At 59.5% G+C, this 25,791-nt stretch carries 22 protein-coding genes; 20 read left to right on the top strand and 2 right to left on the bottom strand.

The features are described from left to right. The first annotated feature begins 4 nt into the window (after window positions 1-4). From FHT92_RS01915 to FHT92_RS01840, 16 genes are all read left to right on the top strand, one after another. Window positions 5-661: a 5' DNA nuclease gene (locus FHT92_RS01915; protein ID WP_183822162.1), complete on the top strand. Its 657-nt coding sequence runs from the start codon at window positions 5-7 to the stop codon at window positions 659-661. A 223-nt stretch (window positions 662-884) separates the two neighbouring features. Next, complete coding sequence (nuoG, locus tag FHT92_RS01910) at window positions 885-2,966, top strand: NADH-quinone oxidoreductase subunit NuoG (protein WP_183822160.1); 2,082 nt, start codon at window positions 885-887, stop codon at window positions 2,964-2,966. Window positions 2,967-2,978: 12 nt separating this feature from the next. Continuing rightward, window positions 2,979-4,025 (top strand): NADH-quinone oxidoreductase subunit NuoH, encoded by a 1,047-nt coding sequence (gene nuoH / locus FHT92_RS01905; RefSeq protein ID WP_183743876.1) that lies wholly within the window; start codon window positions 2,979-2,981, stop codon window positions 4,023-4,025. Between the two features lie 37 nt (window positions 4,026-4,062). Beyond that, window positions 4,063-4,554: an NADH-quinone oxidoreductase subunit NuoI gene (gene nuoI / locus FHT92_RS01900; RefSeq protein WP_183743874.1), complete on the top strand. Its 492-nt coding sequence runs from the start codon at window positions 4,063-4,065 to the stop codon at window positions 4,552-4,554. 142 nt (window positions 4,555-4,696) lie between these two features. After that, window positions 4,697-5,314 (top strand): NADH-quinone oxidoreductase subunit J, encoded by a 618-nt coding sequence (locus FHT92_RS01895; RefSeq protein ID WP_183743872.1) that lies wholly within the window; start codon window positions 4,697-4,699, stop codon window positions 5,312-5,314. Between the two features lie 25 nt (window positions 5,315-5,339). Continuing rightward, on the top strand, window positions 5,340-5,648 hold the full coding sequence (gene nuoK, locus FHT92_RS01890) for an NADH-quinone oxidoreductase subunit NuoK (RefSeq protein WP_007823900.1): 309 nt from the start codon (window positions 5,340-5,342) through the stop codon (window positions 5,646-5,648). Between the two features lie 7 nt (window positions 5,649-5,655). After that, window positions 5,656-7,653, top strand: a complete 1,998-nt coding sequence (nuoL, locus tag FHT92_RS01885; protein ID WP_183743870.1) for an NADH-quinone oxidoreductase subunit L — start codon at window positions 5,656-5,658, stop codon at window positions 7,651-7,653. Beyond that, on the top strand, window positions 7,653-9,164 hold the full coding sequence (locus FHT92_RS01880; RefSeq protein WP_183743869.1) for an NADH-quinone oxidoreductase subunit M: 1,512 nt from the start codon (window positions 7,653-7,655) through the stop codon (window positions 9,162-9,164). The genes nuoL and FHT92_RS01880 overlap by 1 nt, the downstream gene beginning before the upstream one ends. A 14-nt stretch (window positions 9,165-9,178) precedes the next feature. Then, complete coding sequence (gene nuoN, locus FHT92_RS01875) at window positions 9,179-10,624, top strand: NADH-quinone oxidoreductase subunit NuoN (protein WP_183822158.1); 1,446 nt, start codon at window positions 9,179-9,181, stop codon at window positions 10,622-10,624. Further along, window positions 10,624-11,388 (top strand): biotin--[acetyl-CoA-carboxylase] ligase, encoded by a 765-nt coding sequence (locus FHT92_RS01870; protein WP_183822156.1) that lies wholly within the window; start codon window positions 10,624-10,626, stop codon window positions 11,386-11,388. The genes nuoN and FHT92_RS01870 overlap by 1 nt, the downstream gene beginning before the upstream one ends. Before the next feature lie 17 nt (window positions 11,389-11,405). Further along, entirely contained in the window at window positions 11,406-13,076 is a 1,671-nt protein-coding gene (locus FHT92_RS01865; RefSeq protein ID WP_183822154.1) for a ribonuclease J, read from the top strand. 3 nt (window positions 13,077-13,079) lie between these two features. Continuing rightward, window positions 13,080-13,484, top strand: a complete 405-nt coding sequence (gene mce, locus FHT92_RS01860) for a methylmalonyl-CoA epimerase (protein ID WP_183822152.1) — start codon at window positions 13,080-13,082, stop codon at window positions 13,482-13,484. A 110-nt stretch (window positions 13,485-13,594) separates the two neighbouring features. Further along, window positions 13,595-13,870 carry a DUF1467 family protein gene (locus FHT92_RS01855; RefSeq protein WP_183743859.1) on the top strand — a complete coding sequence of 92 codons (276 nt, stop codon included), beginning with the start codon at window positions 13,595-13,597 and terminating at the stop codon, window positions 13,868-13,870. 587 nt (window positions 13,871-14,457) lie between these two features. Then, complete coding sequence (gene proS, locus FHT92_RS01850; RefSeq protein WP_183822151.1) at window positions 14,458-15,780, top strand: proline--tRNA ligase; 1,323 nt, start codon at window positions 14,458-14,460, stop codon at window positions 15,778-15,780. A gap of 17 nt (window positions 15,781-15,797) precedes the next feature. Continuing rightward, window positions 15,798-17,102 (top strand): lipoprotein-releasing ABC transporter permease subunit, encoded by a 1,305-nt coding sequence (locus FHT92_RS01845; RefSeq protein ID WP_183743856.1) that lies wholly within the window; start codon window positions 15,798-15,800, stop codon window positions 17,100-17,102. Window positions 17,103-17,156: 54 nt separating this feature from the next. Then, window positions 17,157-17,840 (top strand): ABC transporter ATP-binding protein, encoded by a 684-nt coding sequence (locus tag FHT92_RS01840; protein WP_183730168.1) that lies wholly within the window; start codon window positions 17,157-17,159, stop codon window positions 17,838-17,840. 3 nt (window positions 17,841-17,843) lie between these two features. Here the strand turns inward: FHT92_RS01840 and FHT92_RS01835 are convergent, their stop codons facing one another. Further along, window positions 17,844-18,305, bottom strand: a complete 462-nt coding sequence (locus FHT92_RS01835) for a DUF5680 domain-containing protein (RefSeq protein ID WP_183822149.1) — start codon at window positions 18,303-18,305, stop codon at window positions 17,844-17,846. Between the two features lie 312 nt (window positions 18,306-18,617). On the opposite strand from FHT92_RS01835, the gene dnaE reads away from it, so the two are divergent. The 3 genes from dnaE to FHT92_RS29805 all read left to right on the top strand — a co-directional run bounded on the left by dnaE (window position 18,618) and on the right by FHT92_RS29805 (window position 22,607). Then, on the top strand, window positions 18,618-22,103 hold the full coding sequence (gene dnaE, locus FHT92_RS01830; RefSeq protein WP_183822147.1) for a DNA polymerase III subunit alpha: 3,486 nt from the start codon (window positions 18,618-18,620) through the stop codon (window positions 22,101-22,103). A 161-nt stretch (window positions 22,104-22,264) separates the two neighbouring features. Then, window positions 22,265-22,471, top strand: coding sequence for a winged helix-turn-helix transcriptional regulator (locus FHT92_RS29810; RefSeq protein WP_409527129.1), 207 nt, complete (start codon window positions 22,265-22,267; stop codon window positions 22,469-22,471). Next, window positions 22,416-22,607, top strand: a complete 192-nt coding sequence (locus FHT92_RS29805) for a winged helix-turn-helix transcriptional regulator (RefSeq protein WP_409527128.1) — start codon at window positions 22,416-22,418, stop codon at window positions 22,605-22,607. Before FHT92_RS29810 ends, FHT92_RS29805 begins: the two co-directional genes overlap by 56 nt. Window positions 22,608-22,610: 3 nt before the next feature. Here FHT92_RS29805 and FHT92_RS01820 read toward each other — a convergent pair whose 3' ends face one another. Further along, window positions 22,611-23,861, bottom strand: a complete 1,251-nt coding sequence (locus FHT92_RS01820; protein WP_183743850.1) for a L,D-transpeptidase family protein — start codon at window positions 23,859-23,861, stop codon at window positions 22,611-22,613. A 152-nt stretch (window positions 23,862-24,013) separates the two neighbouring features. On the opposite strand from FHT92_RS01820, the gene FHT92_RS01815 reads away from it, so the two are divergent. Continuing rightward, complete coding sequence (locus tag FHT92_RS01815) at window positions 24,014-25,744, top strand: GNAT family N-acetyltransferase (RefSeq protein ID WP_183822145.1); 1,731 nt, start codon at window positions 24,014-24,016, stop codon at window positions 25,742-25,744. Window positions 25,745-25,791 lie beyond the last annotated feature (47 nt).

Below are 25,791 nucleotides of genomic sequence, written 5' to 3'. Positions count from 1 at the left end.
GTACATGACGATCAAGGCACCCGACAGCAAGGTGGGAGAAGGGGCATCCGATTTCGCGGCTGACTTCGGCCGTCTTGCTGCCGGCATGCTGGAAAATGCGCGCGCGATGCCCGTTCATCCGCTGATGGCGCATCCAGCTGCGGCATTTGCCGCAGCCACAGCGATCGGTTTTGGCATTTCCACGCAGATGGCCGGCGTTTTCTTCGGCGCGCTGCAGGGCGCGTTCGAGACGGCGAACATGGCGGCCGCAGCGCTCGATGAAACGCCGCCTGACGAAGAAACACCCGAGATGGATATCCGTCCGGAAAATATTCGCCCGGCTGAAACGGTTGCGCCGGTTCGTAAGGCGGCAAAGCCGAAGCTGACGGTGGTTTCCAGCAAGGCCCCGGCAGCGGAAGCCGCGAAGCCTACGGTTGCCAAGGCGAAGCCCGGCACAAGGTCCAGGAAGGCTGACGACCTGAAGCTGATCGCCGGCATCGGTCCGAAGCTGGAGCAGGTGCTGAACAAAAGAGGCATCCGCACTTTTGCCGATATTGCGGCATGGAGCGACGGCGACGTTGTGAGCCTGGACGCCGAACTCGGTTTCGACGGTCGCATCCTGCGCGATGACTGGGTTGGCCAGGCGAAGGTGCTGGCGACACGGGGTCGCAGGAAGAAGTAGTTTCCGGCCACAGGCGATGGTCGGAGGAATGGCATCCGAGCGACGGGGCAGGGGGCTCCGGATCGTGGTGCCGATGGCGGGTTTCGGGTCTCGGAACCAGCGAAAGAGAATTTGGGCAATTCCGGCGCCAGGACGGACGAAAGGTCTGTCTTGGCAATATGGATGTTGCAAAAATAGGTTTGTTTGCCGGTGCCCGGCGAATGGGAAACAGGACTGAGTGACGATGGCAAAACTGAAGATTGACGGTAACGAGATCGAAGTTCCGGATCATTACACGCTGATTCAGGCGTGCGAAGAGGCCGGTGCTGAAGTTCCGCGCTTCTGCTTCCATGAGCGTCTGTCGGTTGCCGGCAATTGCCGTATGTGCCTCGTCGAGGTCAAGGGCGGTCCGCCGAAGCCGCAGGCTTCCTGCGCCATGGGCGTGCGCGATATTCGAGGCGGTCCGAACGGCGAACTGCCTGAAGTCTTCACCAACACGCCGATGGTCAAGAAGGCCCGCGAAGGCGTGATGGAATTCCTGCTGATCAACCATCCGCTCGATTGCCCGATATGCGACCAGGGCGGCGAATGCGATCTGCAGGACCAGGCCATGGCCTTCGGTATCGACACCTCGCGCTATCAGGAAGACAAGCGCGCCGTCGAAGACAAGTATATTGGGCCGCTCGTCAAGACGGTTATGAACCGCTGCATTCACTGCACGCGTTGCGTCCGTTTCACGACGGAAGTGGCAGGCATTTCCGAGCTCGGCCTGATCGGCCGCGGCGAAGACGCCGAAATCACCACCTATCTCGAGCAGGCCATGACCTCCGAGCTGCAGGGCAACGTCGTTGACCTCTGCCCGGTCGGCGCACTGACTTCGAAGCCCTTCGCCTTCACGGCCCGCCCGTGGGAACTGAACAAGACGGAATCGATCGACGTCATGGACGCCGTCGGCTCTGCAATCCGCGTCGATACGCGGGGCCGCGAAGTCATGCGCATCCTGCCGCGCGTCAACGAGGCCGTGAACGAAGAGTGGATTTCGGACAAGACCCGCCACGTCTGGGACGGCCTGAAGACGCAGCGCCTCGACCGGCCTTACGTCCGCAAGGGCGGTCGCCTGCAGCCGGCGAGCTGGAGCGAAGCCTTCGGCGCCATCAAGGCTGCCGTTTCGGCAACCTCTGGCGATAAGATCGGCGCGATTGCCGGCGACCTCGCTTCGGTCGAAGAAATGTATGCCCTTTCCGAACTGGTCAAGTCGCTCGGTTCCGAGAACCTCGACTGTCGCCAGGATGGGGCGGCACTTGATCCGTCGCTCGGTCGCGCAAGCTACCTCTTCAATCCGACCATCGCGGGCATCGAACAGGCTGATGCGCTGCTTATCATCGGCGCCAACCCGCGCTTCGAAGCGGCCATCCTCAACGCCCGCATCCGCAAGCGTTACCGTCGCGGCGGCTTCCCGATCGGTGTGATCGGCGAGCGCGGCGAGATGCGTTACAAGTATGATTACCTCGGCGCAGGCCCCGATACGCTGAAGGACATTCTCGACGGCGGCCACGCCTTCGCCGAAGTGCTCGCCAAGGCTTCCAAGCCGATGATCGTCATCGGTCAGGGCGCTCTCACCCGCACGGATGGCGCAGGCGTTCTGGCAACCGCCGCCAAACTCGCCGTCAATGTCGGCGCAATCGCGGAAGGCTGGAACGGCTTTGCGGTGCTGCACACCGCCGCATCGCGGGTCGGCGGCCTAGACCTCGGCTTCGTGCCGGGCGCTAAGGGCGTCAATGCCGCTGAGATGCTGAAGACCATGGACGTGCTCTTCCTGCTCGGCGCCGATGAGTTTGATGTCTCGGCAAAGACGGCGAAGTTCACGGTCTATATCGGCTCGCATGGCGACAATGGTGCGCATGGCGCCGATGTCATCCTGCCGGCCGCCGCTTACACGGAAAAGTCCGGCACCTGGGTCAACACCGAAGGCCGCGTCCAGATGGGCAACCGCGCCGGTTTCGCACCGGGCGATGCCCGCGAAGACTGGGCGATCATCCGCGCCCTGTCCGACGTGCTGGGCAAGAAGCTTCCTTTTGATTCGCTTGGTGAATTGCGCGGCAAGCTCTACGCAGCATTCCCGCATTTTGCTGACATCGACGAGATCGCCGAAGGTGACAGCGCCCAAATTGCCGCACTGGCGAAAAAAGCCGGTAAGATGAACAAATCCGGGTTTGCGTCGCCGGTCAAAGACTTCTATTTGACGAACCCGATAGCGCGCGCCTCGGCTGTCATGGCCGAGTGCTCGGCATTGGCCCGCAACAATTTCAAAGTCGCGGCAGAGTAAGGGCAGGAACTCATGGATTCTTTCTTCTCGACCTATGTCTGGCCGGCGATCATCATGATCGGTCAGTCGCTGCTGCTGCTCGTCTGCCTGCTGGTCTTCATCGCTTACGTCCTGCTTGCCGACCGCAAGATCTGGGCTGCCGTTCAGCTCCGTCGCGGTCCGAACGTCGTCGGCCCCTTCGGCCTGTTCCAGTCCTTCGCAGACCTTCTGAAGTTCGTCTTCAAAGAGCCGGTCATCCCCGCTGGCGCCAACAAGGCGGTCTTCCTGCTTGCTCCGCTCGTCACCGTGCTTCTTGCGCTGTCGACCTGGGCGGTTGTGCCGCTGGCCGACGGCTGGGTGATCGCGAACATCAATGTCGGCATTCTGTATATCTTCGCGATCTCATCGCTCGAGGTCTACGGCATCATCATGGGTGGGTGGGCTTCGAACTCGAAGTATCCATTTCTCGGCGCGCTGCGCTCGGCAGCGCAGATGGTGTCCTATGAGGTTTCGATCGGCTTCGTTATCGTCACCGTCCTTCTCTGCGTCGGTTCGCTGAACCTGACCGATATCGTCAATGCGCAGCATACGGGCCTTGGCACCATGCTCGGACTGCCGAACTCGTTCCTCGACTGGCATTGGCTGTCACTGTTCCCGATGTTCGTCGTCTTCTTCATCTCGGCGCTCGCCGAGACCAACCGCCCGCCCTTCGACCTTCCGGAAGCAGAATCCGAACTCGTCGCCGGTTTCATGGTCGAATACGGTTCTGCTCCGTACATGATGTTCATGCTCGGCGAATATGCGGCCGTCGTCCTGATGTGCTCGCTGACGACGATCCTCTTCCTGGGAGGCTGGCTGCCGCCGGTTGATTTCTGGCTCATTAACTGGGTACCGGGCATCATCTGGTTCATGCTGAAGGCGTGCCTGGTGTTCTTCATGTTCGCCATGGTCAAGGCTTTTGTGCCCCGTTACCGCTACGACCAGCTCATGCGCCTCGGCTGGAAGGTTTTCCTTCCGCTGTCGCTCGCCATGGTCGTCATCGTTGCATTCGTGCTGAAACTGACGGGATGGGCCGGCTGATGTCCAACCTCGTTTCCGGCAAAATTGGAGATTGAAGATGGGAAGCCTGTCCGCCTCCATCAACTCGCTTTTCCTCAAGGAATTCGTCGGCGCCTTCTTCCTGTCGATGCGCTATTTCTTCAAACAGAAGGCGACGATCAACTATCCCTTCGAAAAGGGTCCGGTCAGCCCGCGCTTTCGTGGCGAACATGCGCTGCGCCGTTATCCCAACGGCGAAGAGCGCTGCATCGCCTGCAAGCTGTGCGAAGCGATCTGTCCCGCTCAGGCGATCACCATCGAAGCCGGCCCGCGCCGCAATGACGGCACGCGCCGCACGGTGCGTTACGACATCGATATGGTGAAATGCATCTATTGCGGCTTCTGCCAGGAAGCTTGCCCGGTCGATGCGATCGTCGAAGGCCCGAATTTCGAATTCGCCACCGAGACCCGCGAAGAGCTCTACTTCGACAAGCAGAGGCTGCTCGACAACGGTGACCGGTGGGAGCGTGAAATCGCCCGCAACATGGCGATGGATGCGCCGTATCGTTGATTGAAATTTGAAATGCCGCTGATCGGGCGCTCTCGTCCACTGCGGTTAACATGCACCGGGGCTTTGTCGGCGGAAGCTGCGCGAAGTCCTATCGGGCAGGGAAACTCCCGGCTGCCCGGGGGAAGATGAAAAAGGCACCAACATGGGTCTGCAGGCTCTATTTTTCTATCTTTTCGCCTTTGTCGCGATAGCGTCGGCGTTCATGGTCATCTGGGCGAAGAACCCGGTTCACTCGGTTCTGTTCCTGATCCTGGTGTTCTTCAATGCGGCGGGTCTCTTCCTGCTGCTGGGTGCCGAATTCCTGGCGATGATCCTGCTTGTCGTCTATGTGGGCGCGGTCGCTGTTCTCTTCCTCTTCGTGGTGATGATGCTCGACATCGACTTCACCGAGCTTCGCGCCGGTGTTCTCGAATATGCGCCGATCGGCGCGCTCATCGGTCTCATCCTCGCAGCCGAACTGATCGTCGTCATCGGCGGCAGCGCGATCTCGCCCGAGATTGCCAAGACGGTCGCCATGCCGATCCCGGCGCTCACCGAACGCACCAATACGGCCGCGCTCGGCGACGTGCTCTACACGAATTACGTCTACTTCTTCCAGATCGCTGGTCTGATCCTGCTGGTCGCCATGATCGGCGCGATCGTGCTGACGCTGAAGCATCGCACCAACATCAAGCGGCAGAATATTTCCCGCCAGGTTGCCCGCACGCCCGCGACCGCCGTAGAGGTGGTCAAGGTCAAGCCGGGTCAGGGCGTGAGCTGAACCGAGAGGTCAAGGAACAAAGAACATGGTCATCGGACTTTCCCATTATCTCACGGTCAGCGCCATCCTCTTCACGATCGGCATCTTCGGGATCTTCCTGAACCGGAAGAACATCATCGTCATCCTGATGTCGGTCGAACTGATCCTGCTGTCGGTCAACATCAACATGGTCGCCTTCTCGTCGTTTCTTAACGACATCGTCGGCCAGGTGTTCGCACTGTTCATTCTGACTGTTGCTGCTGCTGAAGCGGCGATCGGTCTTGCAATTCTCGTTGTCTTCTACCGCAACCGCGGTTCGATCGCGGTCGAAGACGTCAATATGATGAAGGGCTGAGCGGCTCATGTTCCTCTATAAGGCTATCGTCTTCCTTCCCCTGATCGGCGCGATCATCGCGGGCCTCTTCGGCCGCGCGATCGGCGCCAAGGCGTCGGAATATGTCACCAGCGGCCTGATGATCATCGCCGCCATCCTGTCCTGGGTCGTCTTCTTCACGGTTGCGCTCGGCCATCCGGAAGGTGCGATCAAGGTCGAGGTTCTCCGCTGGATCCAATCTGGTGGTATCGATGTCTCCTGGTCGCTGCGTGTCGATACACTGACCTCGGTCATGCTGATCGTCGTCAATACGGTCTCGACGCTGGTGCACGTCTATTCGATTGGTTACATGCACACCGATCCGCACCGGCCGCGCTTCTTCGCCTATCTGTCGCTCTTCACCTTCGCCATGCTGATGCTGGTGACCTCCGACAACCTCGCCCAGATGTTCTTCGGCTGGGAAGGCGTAGGTCTGGCCTCGTATCTGCTGATCGGTTTCTGGTACAAAAAGCCCTCGGCCTCGGCGGCTGCGATAAAGGCCTTCATCGTCAACCGCGTCGGCGACTTCGGCTTCGTGCTCGGCATTGCCACCGTCTTCGTGCTGTTCGGCTCGATCAATTTCGACACGATCTTCGCCAATGCTTCGACCTTCGCTCCGGCGGAAGGCGGCGGTGAAGCCGGTGAAGTGATCCTGAACCTTTTCGGCATGCATCTCGACAAGGCGCACGCACTGACCGGTGCCTGCCTGCTGCTCTTCATGGGCGCAATGGGTAAGTCGGCGCAGTTCCTGCTGCACACCTGGCTGCCGGACGCCATGGAAGGCCCAACCCCGGTGTCCGCACTCATCCATGCCGCAACCATGGTGACCGCCGGCGTCTTCCTCGTCGCCCGCATGTCGCCGATCTTCGAACTCTCGCATGATGCGCTCGTCGTCGTGACAGTGATCGGTGCGATCACCGCTTTCTTCGCGGCGACCGTCGGCCTCGTGCAGAACGACATTAAGCGCGTCATCGCCTACTCGACCTGCTCGCAGCTCGGCTACATGTTCGTTGCTCTTGGCGTCGGTGCTTACGGCGCGGCAATCTTCCACCTCTTCACGCACGCCTTCTTCAAGGCACTGCTCTTCCTATGCGCCGGCTCGGTCATCCACGCCGTCGATGGCGAGCAGGACATGCGCTACATGGGTGGCCTGCGTCCGCATATCAAGATGACGTTCTGGATGATGATCATCGGCACGCTGGCGATCACCGGTGTCGGCATCCCCTTCACCCCGGTCGGCTTCGCAGGCTTCTTCTCGAAGGATGTCATCATCGAGGCTGCCTATGCAGCGCATTCGCCGGTTGCAGGTTTCGCCTTCACATTGCTGGTCATTGCCGCTCTCTTCACGAGCTTCTATTCCTGGCGTCTGATCTTCATGACCTTCTACGGCAAGCCGCGCGCTTCGCATGAGGTCATGCATCATGTCCATGAATCGCCGCAGGTCATGCTGGTGCCGCTCTACATCCTTGCGATCGGTGCGGTCTTGGCGGGCGTGCTCTTCGAAGGCCGCTTCTACGGCGAGGAATATGCCGAGTTCTGGAAGGGGGCGCTCTTCACCGGTGCCGAAAACGAGCTGGTGGAAGAGTTCCATCACGTCCCGGCCTGGGTTGGCCTTAGCCCCTTCATTGCCATGCTGCTTGGCTTCGTCACCGCCTGGTACATGTACATCAGGTCGCCCTCGACGCCGCGCAAGCTCGCCCAGCAGCACCGTGTGCTCTACCAGTTCCTGCTCAACAAGTGGTACTTCGACGAACTCTACGATTTCCTCTTTGTCCGCAGCGCCAAGGCGCTCGGCAACTTCCTGTGGAAGAAGGGTGATGTCGGCGTCATCGATACCTACGGTCCGAACGGCATTGCCGCCCGCGTCGTCAACGTCACCGACCGTGTCGTACGCCTGCAGACCGGTTACCTCTATCACTATGCCTTCGCGATGCTGATCGGCGTTGCGGCGCTCGTTACCTGGATGATGCTCGGGAGTTCCTTCTGATGACCGATTGGCCTATTCTTTCAACGGTCACCTTCCTGCCGCTCGTCGGCGTGGTGCTTCTGTTGCTGATGAACGGCGAAACCGAGAATGGCCGCAAGAACGTGCTGTGGATCTCCTTGATCACCACGGTCTTCACTTTCATTCTCTCGCTCTTCATCTGGATCGGCTTCGACAACGCCAATCCGGGCTTCCAGATGATCGAGCAGCATAGCTGGCTCGGCACCGGCATCGGTTACCATGTCGGTGTGGACGGCATCTCCATGCTGTTCATTATCCTCTCGACCTTCCTGATGCCCTTCTGCGTGCTCGCAAGCTGGCTCTCGATCGAGAAGCGCCTGAAGGAATACATGATCGCCTTCCTCATCCTCGAAGTGATGATGGTCGGTGTCTTCGTCTCGCTTGATATCGTTCTCTTCTACGTCTTCTTCGAAGGCGGCCTCATTCCGATGTTCCTGATCATCGGCGTCTGGGGCGGTGCGAACCGCGTTTATGCGAGCTACAAGTTCTTCCTCTATACGCTGCTCGGCTCGGTGCTGATGCTGCTCGCCATCATGGCCATGTACTGGCAGTCGGGCACGACCGATATCGCCCAGCTTCTGGACTACAAGTTCCCGCCGGCAATGCAGACCTGGCTGTGGCTTGCCTTCTTCGCCTCCTTCGCGGTGAAGATGCCGATGTGGCCGGTCCACACCTGGCTCCCTGACGCGCACGTCCAGGCGCCGACCGCTGGTTCCGTCATCCTGGCAGGCGTGCTCCTGAAGCTCGGCGGTTACGGCCTGATCCGCTTCTCGATCGGCATGTTCCCCGTCGCGTCGGACTATTTCGCGCCGCTCGTCTTCGCGATGTCCGTTATCGCTATCATCTACACCTCGCTGGTCGCGATGATGCAGGACGACATCAAGAAGCTGATCGCCTATTCCTCGGTGGCTCATATGGGCTACGTGACGATGGGCATTTTCGCTGCCAACGCTCAGGGTCTGCAGGGTTCGATCTTCCAGATGCTGTCGCACGGCATCGTCTCGGGCGCGCTCTTCCTCTGCGTCGGCGTCGTCTATGACCGCACCCATACGCGCGAGATCGCTGCCTATGGCGGCCTGGTCAACAACATGCCGAAATACGCGGTCGCCTTCATGGTCTTCACCATGGCGAATGTCGGTCTGCCCGGCACTTCGGGCTTCATCGGCGAATTCCTGACGCTGATCGGCGTCTTCCGCGCCAACACCTGGGTTGCGCTTTTTGCCGCCACCGGCGTCATCCTCTCGGCCGCCTACGCGCTCTGGCTCTATCGCCGGGTGATCTTTGGCGCACTGGAGAAGGAGAAGCTGAAGGCTCTGCTCGACCTTTCGCCTCGAGAACAGATCATCCTTTATCCGCTGATCGCGCTCACCATCTTCTTCGGCGTCTATCCGGCTCCGGTCTTCGATGCGACCGCAGCTTCGGTAGACCATCTGATCAACAGCTATTCGGCCGCAGTGCAGGCAGCGCAGAATGTTGCGCTGTCGATGAAATGACGGGACTTTAGGACATGACCGCTGAAACAATCTCCCTGAGCCTGTACCTGTCCGCGCCGGAAATCATCCTCGCGATCGGTGCACTTCTGCTGCTCATGATCGGCGTTTTCTCGGGCGAGCGGTCCGGTCCGCTCGTCAGCGCGCTGGCGATGATCGTGATTGCCATCTCCGGCCTGTGGCTGATCTTCGTTCCCGGCGACGGCCTTGCTTATGGCGGCGTCTATCTCGCCGATGGCTTTGCACGCTTCATGAAGGTGCTGGCACTGATCGGCTCCCTCGTCGCGCTGTTCATGTCGATGGGTCATGCTCGGGAAAATCAGCTCGACAAGTTCGAGTTCCCGATTCTTCTGGTGCTGTGTACGCTCGGCATCATGCTGATGATCTCGGCCAACGACCTGATCGCGCTCTATCTCGGCCTTGAACTGCAGTCTCTGGCGATCTACGTCATCGCTGCGATCAACCGCAATAGCCTGAAGTCGACCGAAGCCGGCCTGAAGTATTTCGTCCTTGGCGCGCTTTCCTCGGGCATGCTGCTCTATGGCATGTCGCTGGTATACGGCTTCACCGGGCACACGCATTTCGCCGAGGTTGCGCAGGCGCTCACGGTCGAAGGAGCACGTTCGCTCGGCCTGATCTTCGGCCTCGTCTTCATCCTCGCCGGCATTGCCTTCAAGATCTCGGCCGTTCCGTTCCACATGTGGACGCCGGACGTTTATGAAGGCGCACCGACCCCGGTCACTGCCTTCCTCGCGAGCGCGCCGAAGGTTGCCGCCATGGCGATGATGACCCGTATCGTCATCACCGCCTTCCAGCCGGTGCTATCAGATTGGCAGCAGGTCATCGTCTTCATTTCGATCGCTTCCATGCTGCTCGGTTCATTTGCGGCCATCGGCCAGAAGAACATCAAACGACTGATGGCCTATTCCTCGATAGGTCACATGGGTTACGCGCTGGTCGGTCTCGCCGCCGGAAACCAGACGGGCGTTGCCGGCGTCATGCTTTACATGGCGATCTACATGGTCATGACCCTCGGCTCCTTCGCCATCATCATGTCGATGCGCCGCAAGGATGGTACGGTTGTCGAGAATGTCAGCGATCTTGCCGGCCTGTCGACGACGAACCCCTTTATGGCTGTCGTGCTGACCGCACTGATGTTCTCGCTTGCCGGTATCCCGCCGCTCGCCGGCTTCTTCGCGAAGTACTTCGTCTTCGTTGCCGCCATCGAGGCCAAGCTCTATGCGCTTGCCGTCATCGGTGTTCTGGCATCGGTCGTCGGTGCTTACTACTACCTGCGCGTCATCAAGCTGATGTGGTTCGATGAGGCGTCCGGCGAATTTGCCCGAGTCTCCGGTTCGCTGCGTCTCGTCTTCGGTCTTTCCGGTCTCTTCGTTGCGGCCTATGTTCTCATCGGTGGTCCGATCGGCGGCGCGGCCGAGCTTGCTGCGGCGACGCTCTTCTGATGGCTTCCGACAAGCGGCGCCGGATATCGCTCGGCGATGTCAGGCACGAGGCCTTGTCGGAAACGTCCTCAACAAATACGGAATGCCTTGCCCGGGCTCGGGCAGGGGACGGCGGTCTGCTCTGGGTGACCGCCGAACGACAAACCGGCGGCCGGGGCCGCCGGGGCCGTCCCTGGGTTTCCGAGCGCGGCAATCTCTACGCCTCCCTTCTGCTCATCGACCCCGCACCGATGGAGCGCCTCGCCTCCCTGCCGCTGGCAATCGCCGTCGCGGTTCATCAGGCAGTTCGCAGCGTTCTGCCGCCCGGCGCCCAGCCCGTAGAGGTGAAGTGGCCGAACGATATCCTGATTGGACGCAAGAAGACCTGCGGCATCTTGGTAGAAGGTGAGCGGCTGGTTGACGGGCGCCACGCTGTCGTGATTGGCATCGGCATCAACGTAGCCGTCATGCCCGATAACCCGATCTATCCCGTCACCTGCCTGCGCGATCAGGGAAGTGCGGCTTCACCCGAAGAACTCTTCGCTCATCTCTTCGCCTCCATGACCGAGGCGCTGAATATCTGGGATGAAGGGCTGGGGATTAGCGAGATCACGGCGCGGTGGCGTGCGGTTGCCTGTGGCATTGGCGAAAAGATAACCGTGAATTTGCCCGACAGGTCGATTTCCGGGTTTTTCGCCGGAATAGATGATAATGGCCTGTTGATGCTCGATACCGGCGAAGGCAGGATAATGCCGATTGCAGCCGGCGATGTATTCTTTGGATAGTGGAAAAAACAAACGTTATGGCGAAACAGGACGAACTGGTATTTCTGCCCCTGGGCGGCGTCGGCGAGATTGGTATGAATCTCGCGCTGTACGGCTACGGCCCGGCGGATCATCGCCAGTGGATCATGGTAGATTGCGGCGTCACCTTTCCGGGGCCGGATCTGCCGGGTGTGGATCTCGTCCTGCCCGACATCCGTTTCCTTGCCAATGAGCGCAAGAACCTCAAGGCGATCATCATCACTCACGCTCATGAGGACCATTACGGCGCGCTCGCCGACCTCTGGCCGGGCCTCAATGTGCCGGTCTACGCCTCACCTTTCACGGCTGGGCTCCTGGAAGCCAAGCGCAATTTCGAGAAGGATGCGATCGGTGAAGTGCCGGTGACCATTTTCAAAGCCGGTGATAGGATCAATGCCGGGCCCTTCAGCATTGAGGGCGTTGCCGTCAACCATTCTATCCCCGAGCCGATGTCGCTGATGATCCGCACACCGCTCGGCAATGTCATCCACACCGGCGACTGGAAGATCGATCACGAGCCGTCGCTCGGGCCGCTGACGGACGAGACCCGTTTCCGTCAGCTCGGTGATGAAGGCGTGCTGGCGCTTCTCTGCGATTCCACTAATGCGCTGCGCGACGGCGTGTCGCCCTCGGAAAAGGATGTCTCGGAGAGCCTGCGCAAGATTATCGAAGATGCCGAAGGTCGCGTGGCGATCACCACCTTCTCCTCCAATGTCGGCCGTATCCGCACTGTCGCCGAAGCCGCCGAAGCTGCGGGTCGCGAAGTGCTGCTGCTGGGAAGCTCGCTCAAGCGGGTATGTGACGTCGCTCAGGATATCGGCCTGATGGAAGGCATAAAGCCGTTCATCTCCGAAGAGGATTATGGTTTCATCCCGCGTGACAAAGTCGTCGTCATTCTCACCGGCAGCCAGGGCGAGCCGCGCGCTGCCCTTGCCAAGCTTTCCCGCGATGAGATGCGCAACGTAGCCTTTGCCGCCGGCGATATCGTAGTCTTCTCCTCGCGTGCCATCCCCGGTAACGAGAAGGCGATTCAGGACATCAAGAATGGCCTCGTCGAGCAGGGGGTTCATATCATTACCGACACGGAGGCGCTGGTGCATGTCTCCGGCCATCCGCGTCGCAACGAACTGCAGAAGATGTACGAGTGGACGCGGCCGAAGGTCGTCGTGCCGGTGCATGGCGAGGCAACGCACCTGACGGCGCACAAGGAGCTTGCCGAACAATCGGGTATTCCGACCGTACCGCGCGTGCGCAACGGGGATGTGCTGAGGCTGGCGCCGGGACCGGTCGAGGTGATCGATGAAGCGCCGCACGGTCGCATCTACAAGGACGGGTCACTGATCGGTGACTTTGACGAAATGGGCATCGGCGAGCGCAAGAAGCTCGCTTATGTCGGTCATGTCGCCGTCAGCATTGTGCTGGATAACCGCTACGACATCATAGGGGAGCCCGATCTCGTGGCGATCGGCCTGCCGGCCTATGATGACGAAGGCGAGGATATGGAGGATATGCTGTTCGATGCCGCGATTGGCGCGTTCGAGAGCATTCCACGCGCCCGCCGCAAGGATATCGACATGGTACAGGAGGCCCTGCGCCGCGCCGTTCGCTCCGCCGCCAACAACGCGTGGAGCAAGAAGCCGGTCGTCACCGTTTTCATCACCAGGGTCTGAGTGATGCTTAGCCGGGTGAACCATATCGCCATCGCCGTGCCTGATCTGACTGCTGCGGCTGTAAGCTATCGCGACACGCTGGGCGCCGCGGTCTCCGAGCCGCAAGCTTTGCCGGAGCATGGCGTGACGGTCGTCTTCGTGGAACTGCCGAATACCAAGGTGGAACTGCTGGAGCCGCTCGGTGAAGCCTCGCCGATTGCGGCCTTCCTCGAGAAGAACCCGTCCGGCGGCATGCATCATATCTGCTACGAGGTCGACGATATTCTGGTCGCGCGCGACAGGTTGACGGCATCAGGGGCGAGGGTGCTTGGCAATGGTGAGCCGAAGATCGGCGCTCACGGCAAGCCGGTGCTCTTTCTCCACCCGAAGGACTTCTTCGGAACGCTCATTGAGCTGGAACAGGCCTGATCGCACTGCGGCAGAGTGACCTAAATTATCCGTAGCCTTTGAATTGGCGGTCATTCCCGCTTATAAGCACGCGAAACGAAGCGCCAAGGCGCCATACCGACGAGACCACGATGTTTCAGGCCTTCCTCCAAGGATTCGCAGTCTATTTTATCATCTGGTGGATCACGCTTTTCGCTGTCCTGCCGATCGGTCTTCGTACGCAGGCGGAGGATAATGATGTTGTGCTGGGGACCGTGCCGAGCGCGCCGACCCGTTTCCGCCCGCTTTTCGTCTTCTCGCTGACGACGTTCATCTCCGGCGCCATCTACGGTATCTGGTACATCTGCTCGACCTATTTCGGTTTCGGCTTCGATGCACTTCCGCAAATAGGGCCTAGCTTCTATTAGAAATGACTTTTGCTCAATCTTTGAGCAGATGTAAAGGTACCGCGAAACTGTCACACGCATGTCATGCAAATGAGGCAATGACCTTGCGTAACGGAAAGCAGATTTACCTAACGAAAGATGAGACTGGTTTTCGGGTCTGTTGGGAACCGAAAAAGCAAAAAAAAACAAGGCTAAAAGCCTTGTTTTAAGTATCGCGTGATCCTTAACCGTTACCGGGGCAGCGACAAGCGCGCCTAAGATCTGATCCTCCCAAGACTTGACCGCGAGTACGGCAAGAATTTAACCTTCCTGCCTGTTTTGTGGGCTAAAGCTAGCTCAAAGAATGTGCTTTGTCATCAGCTTTTTTTGCATTTTTGCTACAGTCACGCAAAATTTTTCTGTTGACAAGATTTACCTTCAAGCCCTTATAAATACGCGTTTTTTCGCGCCAGCTCAATTTGTAGGTGCTAACATGCGTCTGCGGGAGTTAGCTTGCGCTGGTCGCGGGTTTCTTTCCTGCCGCGAAGCGGCTATGAACGCTCCCATCTTTAATAAATACCGTCGATTCCGCTTGGGTAAGCGGCGTCTCAACTATACCGGAATCCGCCATGCGTCTGTCCCGCTTCTTCGTACCCATCCTTAAGGAAAATCCCAAGGAGGCGGAAATCGTCTCCCATCGGCTGATGCTGCGCGCCGGCATGATCCGCCAGCAGTCGCAGGGTATCTATTCATGGCTGCCGCTCGGCAAGAAGGTGCTGGACAAGGTCAACAACATCATCCGTGAGGAGCAGAACCGTGCAGGCGCCATAGAGCTTTCGATGCCGACGTTGCAGTCGGCCGAGCTCTGGCAGGAGAGTGGCCGTTACGACGCCTATGGCAAGGAGATGCTGCGCATCAAGGACCGCCAGGACCGTCCGATGCTCTACGGCCCGACGAACGAAGAAATGGTCACGGATATTTTCCGGTCTTCGGTCAAGTCCTACAAGGACTTGCCCCTCAATCTCTATCACATCCAGCTGAAGTTCCGTGACGAGATCCGTCCGCGCTTCGGGACGATGCGCTCGCGCGAATTCATGATGAAGGACGCCTATTCCTTCGACCTGACACGCGAAGGTGCTGAACATTCCTACAACAAGATGTTCGCTGCCTATCTGCGCACCTTCGATCGCCTCGGCCTGCGCGCCATTCCGATGCGCGCCGATACCGGCCCGATCGGCGGCAATCTCAGCCATGAATTCATCATTCTGGCTGATACCGGCGAGTCCGAAGTCTTCTGCCACAAGGATTTCGTCAATTTCGACATTCCCGCCGAAAGCACCGATTTCGACAGCGTCGAAGGCCTGAAGGGAGTTTTCGACAAGTGGACGTCGCTTTATGCCGCGACCTCGGAAATGCACGACGAGGCGGCCTTCAAGGCCATTCCGGAAGGCGAGCGTCTTTCTGCACGCGGTATCGAGGTCGGCCATATTTTCTACTTCGGTACGAAGTATTCCGAGCCGATGGGTGCAAAGGTGCAGGGTCCTGACGGTAAGGAACACTTCGTTCACATGGGTTCCTACGGTATTGGCCCGACACGCCTTGTTCCCGCCATCATCGAAGCATCGCATGATGAGAACGGAATCATCTGGCCGGAGTCGGTCGCGCCCTTCGATGTCGTGGTCATCAACATGAAGGCGGGCGACGAGGCCTGTGACGGCACCTGCGAACTGATCTACGCAGCGCTGACAAAGGCGGGCAAGGACGTGCTCTATGACGACACGGACGATCGTGCCGGCACCAAGTTTGCGACCGCCGATCTGATCGGCGTGCCGTACCAGATCATCGCCGGTCCGCGCGCGGTCGCAAACGGCGAAGTGGAAGTAAAGAACCGCAAGACTGGCGCCCGCGAAACGATGACCATCGAGGCGGCGATCAACAGGTTTGTGGCTTAAAGTAGGACGGAGGCGAAATGGCAGAGGCAGCAGTGGACCGGAGTTCCAAATCCGGCTTGGGTCCGGCTGGCAAGCCATTCTCCACCTTCGAACGTCTGGTGGCGTGGCGTTATCTGCGCGCCCGCCGCAAGGAGGCTTTTATATCGGTCATTGCCGGCTTCTCCTTCGTCGGCATCATGCTGGGTGTTGCAACGCTGATCATAGTCATGGCCGTGATGAACGGGTTCCGCACGGAACTCGTCTCCCGCATCCTCGGCATCAACGGCCACATGATCATCCAGCCAGTCGATGGTCCCTTCACCGACTATGCGGACCTCGTGAAGAAATTCGAGGCGGTGCCCGGTATCAAGATGGCGCTGCCATTGGTGGAGGGCCAGGTGCTGGCCTCTTCGCAGACGGGCGGCAGCACTGGCGCGCTCGTGCGCGGCACTCGGGCCGAAGACCTGACCAAGCTCAAGACGGTTTCCGATAACATCAAGTCCGGCGATATGGTGGGTTTTGCCGCGGGCGACGGCGTTCTGGTCGGAAGCCGCATGGCCGATCAGCTGGGACTGCGGGCGGGCGACCTGATTACGCTGACATCACCGGAGGGTGACGTAACGCCGATGGGTGTCAATCCGCGTATCAAGTCCTACAAAATTTCCGGCCTCTTCGAGATCGGCATGTCGGAATACGATGCCTCGATCATCTATATGCCACTCGAGGAATCGCAGCTTTATTTCAATGCCGACGGGCTGGTGCAGTCGATCGAACTCTTCGTCAACAACCCTGATGATATCGACAATCTGAGGCCCAAGGTGGAGGAGGCGGCCGGCCGGCAGATCGCCATCACCGACTGGCGCCAGCGCAACCAGACCTTCTTCTCCGCCCTGCAGGTCGAGCGCAATGTGATGTTCATGATCCTGACGCTGATCGTGCTCGTCGCTGCGCTTAACATCATCTCCGGTCTCATCATGCTGGTGAAAGACAAGGGCAGCGATATCGCGATCCTGCGTACCATGGGCGCAAGCTCCGGCGCCATCATGCGCATCTTCTTTATGACGGGGGCTGCGATCGGCATCGTCGGCACGATCGCCGGCGTGCTGCTCGGCGTGTTCGTCTGCATCAACATCGAATCCATCCGCCAGTTCTTCTCCTGGGTATCGGGCACAGTGCTTTTCGATCCGCAGCTCTATTTCCTGAGCCAGTTGCCGGCGGAAATGGATGTGAGCGAAACAGTTTCTGTCGTCATCATGGCGCTGACGCTCTCTTTCATCGCGACGATCTTCCCCGCCTGGCGCGCCTCCCGCCTCGACCCCGTCCAGGCCCTCCGTTACGAATAGGCCGGGACCAAGGTCATGCATGATCCAAGGCCAAATCCAAGGAATGCCGCATTCATGAAACGCAACGTCGTTCTCAAGCTTTCGGGCGTCGAGCGCCATTACGGACAGGGCGAAACGCTGCTGACCATCCTCAAGGGCGCGGATTTCTCGCTGACGAGCGGTGAGATGGTGGCGCTGGTTGCACCGTCAGGGACGGGCAAGTCGACGCTTTTGCATGTGGCGGGCCTGCTGGAGCATCCTGATGGCGGAGAAGTCACGGTCAACGGCCGCCCCTGTGATGGCCTCTCCGATGACAAGCGCACTGCCATCCGCCGCGGCGAGATCGGCTTTGTTTATCAGTTCCATCACCTGCTGCCGGAATTCTCGGCGCAGGAGAACATCATGATGCCGCAGCTCATCGCCGGCCTCTCATGGAAGGAAGCGAGCGAGCGGGCAAAGATGCTTCTGGATTATATGCGCATCGGCCACCGCGGTACGCATCGCCCAGGCGAGCTTTCCGGCGGTGAGCAGCAGCGCGTGGCCATTGCGCGCGCCGTTGCCAATGCGCCGAGCCTGCTTCTGGCGGACGAGCCGACCGGCAATCTCGACCCGGAAACCGCGAGCTATGTCTTCGACGCTCTGGAGGCTCTGGTGCGTCAGTCCGGCCTTGCCGCGCTGATCGCCACACACAACCACGAGCTTGCCCGGCGCATGGACCGGCGCGTCACGATCTCCGACGGCAAGGTCGTGGATTTCTGATCATCAGGGGATAATCAGCCCGCCGCGATAATCGAGCTCATAGGCCTTTTGACCATCGACAAGGATGAATTCGTGGCCACGGAAATGCGTGCAGTCGCCTTCGCTCGCATCGACATAGCGCCCCAGCGAATGATCGAAGACCATGCCGCCGAGGAAGCGGCCCTGCTTGTAGAGCTGTGACAGCGCGGCGCTAATGATCGCGCCGGCGACAGTTCCGTCGATGATATCGGGCTCGATGATCCGCCCGAAATAGTTCATCACCCAGACCGGTTTTTCCTCCAGCCACACGACTTCCTGACCGGCAAAATCCGTACCGCCGAAATAGCTGTCCAGATAGCGCCAGATGCCGCGCTTGTAGCTAAGGTCATGGGCGCCGATCCGATAGGAAGGCTGGGCCTTGGCGCCGGCAACATATGTCCGCGATTTGGCTTCGACAATGAAGCTGTTGAGTTCCAGAACGTTCATAGTCCCTCTGCTCCGATGTTAACCATGTCCCGCAGAAGCGGGGTGGAATCCTGTTGACAACGGAACATACATCGAACAAACTAAAAACATAAGAGCAAAGGAGAGCCAGATGACTGACATGATCCGTGATATCGCAGCATTCACCTCCATCGCAATGTTCGTTGCCAGCTTCTCGCTGATCGTGATGGCAATGTAAGAATTCAGGGGATCGCATGGCAGCCATGCGGTCCCGAAGTAGGACTTTTTCTGGACAGAATCGCCTTCGATGCCGACAATGCGCATTCTTCATTGATGCAGTTGGAAGGGCACGTCATGGCGGATGCGGAACAGGGTGCGATCGGCGGAAAGCCAGGCTTCGTGCATCTGAGGGTTCATTCCGCCTATTCCCTGCTTGAAGGCGCATTGCCTCTCAAAAAGATCCTCTACAAGGCAGCGAGCGACAATCAGCCAGCCATTGCCATCACCGATACCAACAATCTCTTCGTCGCCCTGGAGTTTTCCCAGAAAGCGATGGATGACGGGCTCCAGCCAATCATCGGCTGCCAGGTATCGATCGATATGGAAGACGGCCTCGAAACCGAAAAGCGGGGAGGTCAGCAGGCGCTGGTCAAGCTACCTTCCATCGTACTTCTGTCCGCGACCGACGCAGGCTATGAGCGGCTGGTCGATCTTGTCAGCCGCGCCTATCTCGGCGGCGAGGGCAACTCGACAATTCACATCCGCGCCTCGTGGCTGGATGAGATCGGCACGGAAGGCCTGATAGCGTTGACGGGTGCCTCGACCGGGCCGATCGACATGCCGCTCAAGGACGGTCATGCCGCGCATGCGGAGACCCGGCTCCTGACGCTGAAGCGCATCTTCGGCGATCGGCTCTATGTGGAACTGCAGCGGCACGGCACCTACGACAAGCGCCACGAACAGAAGATTGTCGGCCTCGCCTATAAGCACGACCTGCCGCTGGTCGCGACCAATGAAGCCTTCTTCCCGACGCGTGACGATTATGATGCCCACGACGCGCTGATGGCGGTCGCTCACAACGCCATTGTTTCCGACGACAGCCGATTCCGTCTATCTCCGGATCACTACCTGAAGAGCCGCGCCGAAATGGAAAAGCTCTTCGCCGATCTCCCGGAGGCATTGGAAAACACCGTCGAGATCGCCCGGCGCTGCTCCTTCGTTCTGAAGACCCGCAAGCCGATCCTGCCGCGCTTCACTGGCGCCACGGACGATCCTGAAGAGGCCGAACGCGCCGAGGCGCTCGAACTCCGCCGCCAGGCACAGGAGGGGCTCGATATGCGTTTGGCCACGCTCGGCATGTCGGCAGGTTACGAGGAGAAGGATTACCGCGAGCGGCTGGAATTCGAGCTCAGCGTCATCGAGCGCATGAAGTTCCCCGGCTACTTCCTGATCGTTGCGGACTTCATCAAGTGGGCCAAGCAGAATGACATTCCCGTCGGTCCTGGCCGCGGTTCGGGTGCGGGTTCGCTGGTCGCCTATGCATTGACCATCACTGATGTCGATCCGCTGCGTTTTTCGCTGCTCTTCGAACGCTTCCTCAATCCGGAACGCGTCTCGATGCCGGACTTCGATATCGACTTCTGCCAGGACCGCCGTGAAGAGGTGATCCGTTACGTGCAGCGTAAATATGGGCGCGAGCAGGTGGCGCAGATCATTACTTTCGGTTCGCTCCAGGCGCGCGCCGCACTGCGCGACGTCGGCCGCGTCCTGGAAATGCCCTACGGTCAGGTCGACAAGATCTGCAAACTGGTGCCGAATAACCCGGCAAACCCGACGCCGCTTTCCAAGGCGATCGAGGAAGAGCCGAAGCTCCAGGAAGAGGCGGCCAAGGAGCCGGTCGTCGCCCGCCTTCTGGATATCGCCCAGAAGATCGAAGGCCTCTACCGCCACGCTTCGACTCACGCCGCCGGTATCGTGATCGGCGACCGCCCGCTGTCGAAGCTCGTGCCGATGTATCGCGATCCGCGTTCCGACATGCCGGTCACTCAGTTCAACATGAAGTGGGTTGAACAGGCCGGTCTCGTGAAGTTCGACTTCCTCGGCCTGAAGACGCTGACTGTGCTCAAGGTCGCCGTCGATTTCTGCAAGAAGCGCGGCATCGAGGTGGATCTCGCCAAGATCCCGCTCGACGACAAGAAGACCTATGAGATGCTGTCGCGCGGTGAAACGGTCGGCGTGTTCCAGGTGGAAAGTGCGGGCATGCGCAAGGCGCTGATCGGCATGAAGCCGGACTGCATCGAAGACATTATCGCGCTGGTCGCGCTTTATCGTCCGGGTCCGATGGAAAACATCCCGACCTACAACGCCCGCAAGCATGGCGACGAGGAACTCGAATCGATCCACCCGATGATCGATCATCTGCTCAAGGAAACGCAGGGCGTTATCGTCTACCAGGAACAGGTGATGCAGATCGCCCAGGTCCTGTCGGGCTACTCGCTTGGCGAAGCCGATCTTCTGCGCCGCGCCATGGGCAAGAAGATCAAGGCCGAAATGGACCAGCAGCGCGAACGTTTCGTCGTCGGTGCGGTCAAGAACGGCGTGTCGAAGCCGCAGGCCGACAATATCTTTGAACTGCTCGCGAAGTTCGCAAACTACGGCTTCAACAAGTCGCACGCGGCCGCCTACGCCATCGTCTCCTACCAGACGGCCTATATGAAGGCGCACTATCCGGTCGAGTTCCTGGCCGCTTCGATGACGCTCGACATGTCGAACACCGAAAAGGTCAACGACTTCCGCCAGGATGCTAAGCGCCTCGGTATCGAGGTCATTGCGCCTTCCGTCCAGACCTCGTTCCGGCATTTCGAGACCGGCGATAACCGCATCTATTATGCGCTTGCAGCTCTCAAGGGCGTTGGCGAATCCGCGGTTGACCACATCGTCGAAATGCGCGGCGACAAGCCCTTTGCCAGCATTGAGGATTTCTGCCTGCGCATCGATCCGCGCCAGGTGAACCGCCGCGTGTTGGAAAGCCTGATCTATGCCGGGGCCTTCGATTGCTTCAACCTGGATCGCGCCCAGCTTTCGGCAGGTCTCGACCGCGTGCTCGGCTATGCGCAGCGCGCCCAGGAAAACAAGCTCAGCGGCCAGTCGGATATTTTCGGCGGAGCGCTTTCCTCTGGCCCGGAAAAGATCGCCCTGCCGCCGTTCTCGCCCTGGCTTGCCTCCGAGCGGCTGCTCAAGGAATTCCAGGTGTTGGGCTTCTACCTGACCGCCCATCCGCTCGACAGCTACAACAACATCCTGCAGAAGATGCGCGTGCAGACTTTCGCGGATTTCTCGACGGCGGTGAAGCAGGGTGCTGCGAACGGGCGACTGGCGGGCACCGTCATTTCGAAGCAGGAGCGCAAGACACGCACCGGTAACAAGATGGGCATCATCGTCTTCTCGGATTCCTCCGGCCAGTACGAAGCCGTGCTCTTCTCCGAAATGCTGAACCAGTATCGTGACATACTGGAGCCCGGAAAATCCTTCGTTATCACCGCGATCGGCGAAGAGCGACCGGAAGGCGTCAGCCTGCGTCTGCAGACCATCCAGTCGCTGGAGGAAAAATCGCTGCAGATGCAGAAGGCGCTGCGTGTCTATGTGCGCGACTCCGGCCCGCTGCGTGCCGTTGCCGCGCACCTGAACGCCAAGGGCGATGGCTTGGTCTCCTTCATCGTGATCAAGGAGGAGGGCAAGCGCGAGGTTGAAGTCGTGCTGCAGGACAAATACCGCATCACGCCGGAGATCGCCGCCGCCTTGCGGGCCGCTCCTGGTGTCGTCGACGTCGAACTCGTCTGAACGAAAAGAGCGACCGGCAGTGCGCCGGTCGGCTGTTTTTCAGCCGGCCTGCAGGCGGCGGGAAGCATCCGCGCAGCGGCTTCTGCCGAAGCCCAAGTGACTGCTGCAGCACCGATCGCGATTACGATATCCACCAGTGGGATTCGCGGGAGGAGTGCGAGGTGCGCCAGATCCTCGATCGCATTGCCGACAAATGGTCGCTGCTGGTCATTGCCCTGCTCGAAAAACGCACCCTGCGTTTCACCGAATTGCGCAAGAGCATCGATGGCATCAGCCAGCGCATGCTGACGACGACATTGCGCCAGCTCGAGCATGAAGCCGGGGCTGATCGAGCGGACAGTCTATCCTATTGTTCCGCCAAGGGTTGATTACGCTCTGACCGAGCTCGGCTGCACGCTGCATGACACGATCAAGGCGCTCGTGGTCTGGACAGAGACGAACCAGGCGAAGATCATCGCTGCCCGCCGAAGCTACGACGAGCGCGCCGGTGAGAAGCTTTGGTAAGCCTTAGCTCTCGCGCGTGATGGTGATGAATTCCGTGCCGTCACCGGTTTCGGAGCCGACCCCTGTATCTGATATTGTCAGAGTCGAGCCGGGCGAGATCAGTGCGTCGATCCGGCGACGGATTTCTTCAGACATCGAGATGCGGCTGAGCGCTCTGGCGATTGGACGGCCGCTGATGATGGAGCTTTCCTGATTGACAATGCCGAGCCGCCTCACCGTCTCGCGGGACAGGTTGTTTTCCAGCGTTACGCCCAGCCAATCCGCCGTGCCGGCCGCCTCATCGACTGAATGCAGCGAGAAAAAGTGCGTGCCGAGAGCAAGGCCTGGATCGGCGATGCCAATGGGGGCCTCGAAGAGCGGCTTGAAATCCTTCCGCACCATGATGACCCCATTCGGAGGTTCGCCTTTGCCTGCCGCTGCGTAAACTTCCCTAAGGAGAGTATCCGTGATCAGACCTTTGTCGCGGGCAAATTCCTTTGGCCGCAGTGCCTTGAAAGCATTGATGGCCTGAACGGTTGCAGGGCCGGCCAGCCCGTCAGGTGCGCCCGCGGCAAAGCCGAGCTGGTTCAGCAGGGTTTGGATATCGATGACGTTTTCACGCAGCGTCCGGCGCGTCATCAGCATGCTGATCGGCGCGGTATCCGAAGCGGGCGCCTGCAGCTGGAACTGCGGCATCGGCAGGGCAGCCGTCGTCTCGTTCATGGCGACCTGCACCTGCGTCTTCGCGTCACTGATGGCAGGCCGCAGTTCCACGTCCGATAGCAGTGGCGCCGGTTCGGGCCGGTCGGGGCGGAACAAGGTCGGATGCTCAATCGGCTCTGGTGTCAGCTCACTGTCGGTAATGATGACGGGCACGCCCATCTCAGTCATCTTGTAGAGCGATTTCGCAAATTCGCCCGGCATGCGCACGCAGCCATGCGAGGCCGGATAGCGCGGCACGGAATTAGACTCGTGCAGCGCGATGCCGGACCATGTCAGCCGCTGCATGAAGGGCATCGGCGCGTTCGAATAAATGTTGGATTCGTGGTACTTCTGCTTTTCGATGACGGAGAAGATGCCGCTCGGCGTCGTGTGCCCGTCCTTGCCGCTCGAGATCTTGGAGGTCGCCACGACCTCCGCACCGTCATAGACGGCCAGCGACTGCTTATCCTTCGACACGAAAATCTGCAGCGTGCGCGCGTCTGCTGCAAAAGCCGGATGGACAAGAGCGGTTGCCGACAGCAACCCGATAAGGACGCTTACACGCACAGACATGACGCAATACACCACATGCACAAAAACGACGCGAGTTAAGCACGCGAAGTTTAACGAAGGCTTGAATACACGGCGGCGCTTCGATCACGAGATTGTGGGATATTCAATTTTATGCAAATCTAAAATACCGGAAGTCTTGGGGGAGACTTGGAATGCATGTCGATATTGTTTCTGCGTTCGATGATCTGCATGCCCTGAAAGATAATTGGAACGAGGTATACGCTGCCGATCCGGAGGGGAACTACTTCCTCTCCTGGCACTGGATCGCCAAGTGGCTGGAGCGACGCGCCTCGTGGTTCGTTCTCGCAGTCAAGCGGCAGGAGGAGGATGAGCGATACGTCGCTTTCCTGCCCATCCAGCTGCATATCGAATTCGAGGAAGGGCAGGGCCTCGTCAATATCCTGCGGCTCGGCGGCACACCCTATGCCGGCTACAACGGCCTCCTGACACGTCCCGAGGACGCCGAAGCGGCGCTCAGCGCCTTTGCCGATTGCTTGCAGACCTTCAACTGGAAACATCTCGACCTTGACGATGTCTATATGTCAGAGGAGAGGCTGAGAGCGCTTCTTGAAGCTTTTCCGGCTTCCGAATTTTCAAGAAGGAAGGTCGCTCGCCGGGCGCATATCACCTCGATCGGTGAAAATATCGACCACGACGTCTATGTCTATGTGCCGCTCAGCGATGATTTCGAGACCTTCCTCGATGAGCGTCTCGGTCCGCAGACCCGCCGCAATGCGCGAAAAGCGCTGCGCGATCTCGTCGCCCCGCAGAACGAACTGTGCATCACCCACGCCAGCGCCGAGACGATGGAGCGTGACCTCGCGCTCTTCTATGAGATGTGGAACCTGCAATGGGGCGAGCGCCAACCGCGCTACGGAAAGTTCATTCTCGACAGCAGCCGTCATATGCTGCCGGCCTGCATCGAGCACGGCACGGTCTTCATGCCGATCCTCTGGCATCAGGACAAGCCGGTTGGTACCTTCATCATCTTCCTGGATCCCCACCGCAAGTCGATGATGTGCTTCCTCGGAAGCCGGGACCTGACCTTCCGCCGCTCGATCAGCCCCGGCTTCATGCTCCATTGCTACAATCTGCGCTGGGCGATCGAGAATGGCTACCGCATCTACGACATGGGCACCGGCAATTACAGCTATAAGGATCTACTCGGGTCGGAGCATCATCTCGTCGAGAAGCTGCAGATCTCCACGCTGTCAGGCCGCAATATAGGCGACCGTCTCGATCCGCGCTCGCTTGGCATCGCCATGCATCAGGGGGTACATTTCTTCAGGAATGGAAACCCGACCGCCGCCGAACTCTGCTGTCGGCAGATCCTGGCCGTCGACGAGAAACATGCACAAGCCACCTCATTGCTGGCGAAAATCGAGGCGGCGCAGCGGCCAAGGCTGACCGGTGATCCCGAAATCCATTTCAATGCCGCCGCCGAACGTCATCGGGCTGGCGATCTTGCTGCAGCGGAAGCTGGCTATCGCGACGTGATCTCAGTCATGCCGGATCATTTCGATGCTCTGCAGCATCTGGCATTGCTGCTCTTGCAGAAGGGCGATCTGCATGGTGCAGCAGTCTGCGTCGACAAGGCGATCGAGGCGAAACCGACATCTGCCTCGGCCTATTGCAATCGCGGCAATATCCAGGCGCGGCTTTCGAATTTTGATCAGGCACTCGCAAGCTACGATCGGGCAATCGCACTCGATGCCCGCCACGCCATCGCCCTCAACAATCGCGGCAATGTCTTACGGCGATTGGGGCGCCACGATGGGGCGCTGGAAAGCTATGATCGTGCCATCGCGATCGAACCCGGTTATGCGCAGGCTGCGAAGAACAGGGAAGCGGCGCTGCAGGAAGTGTCCACGGTGCCGGCCTAAATTCGGACGCACAAAGGACGCTCTAACTCTTTGAATCTACACATCAG

Source organism: Rhizobium sp. BK377, assembly GCF_014193935.1.
Classification (GTDB): Bacteria; Pseudomonadota; Alphaproteobacteria; order Rhizobiales; family Rhizobiaceae; genus Rhizobium.
The sequence above is the reverse complement of the archived record's forward strand: the minus strand, read 5'-3'. Positions and strand labels throughout refer to the sequence as shown.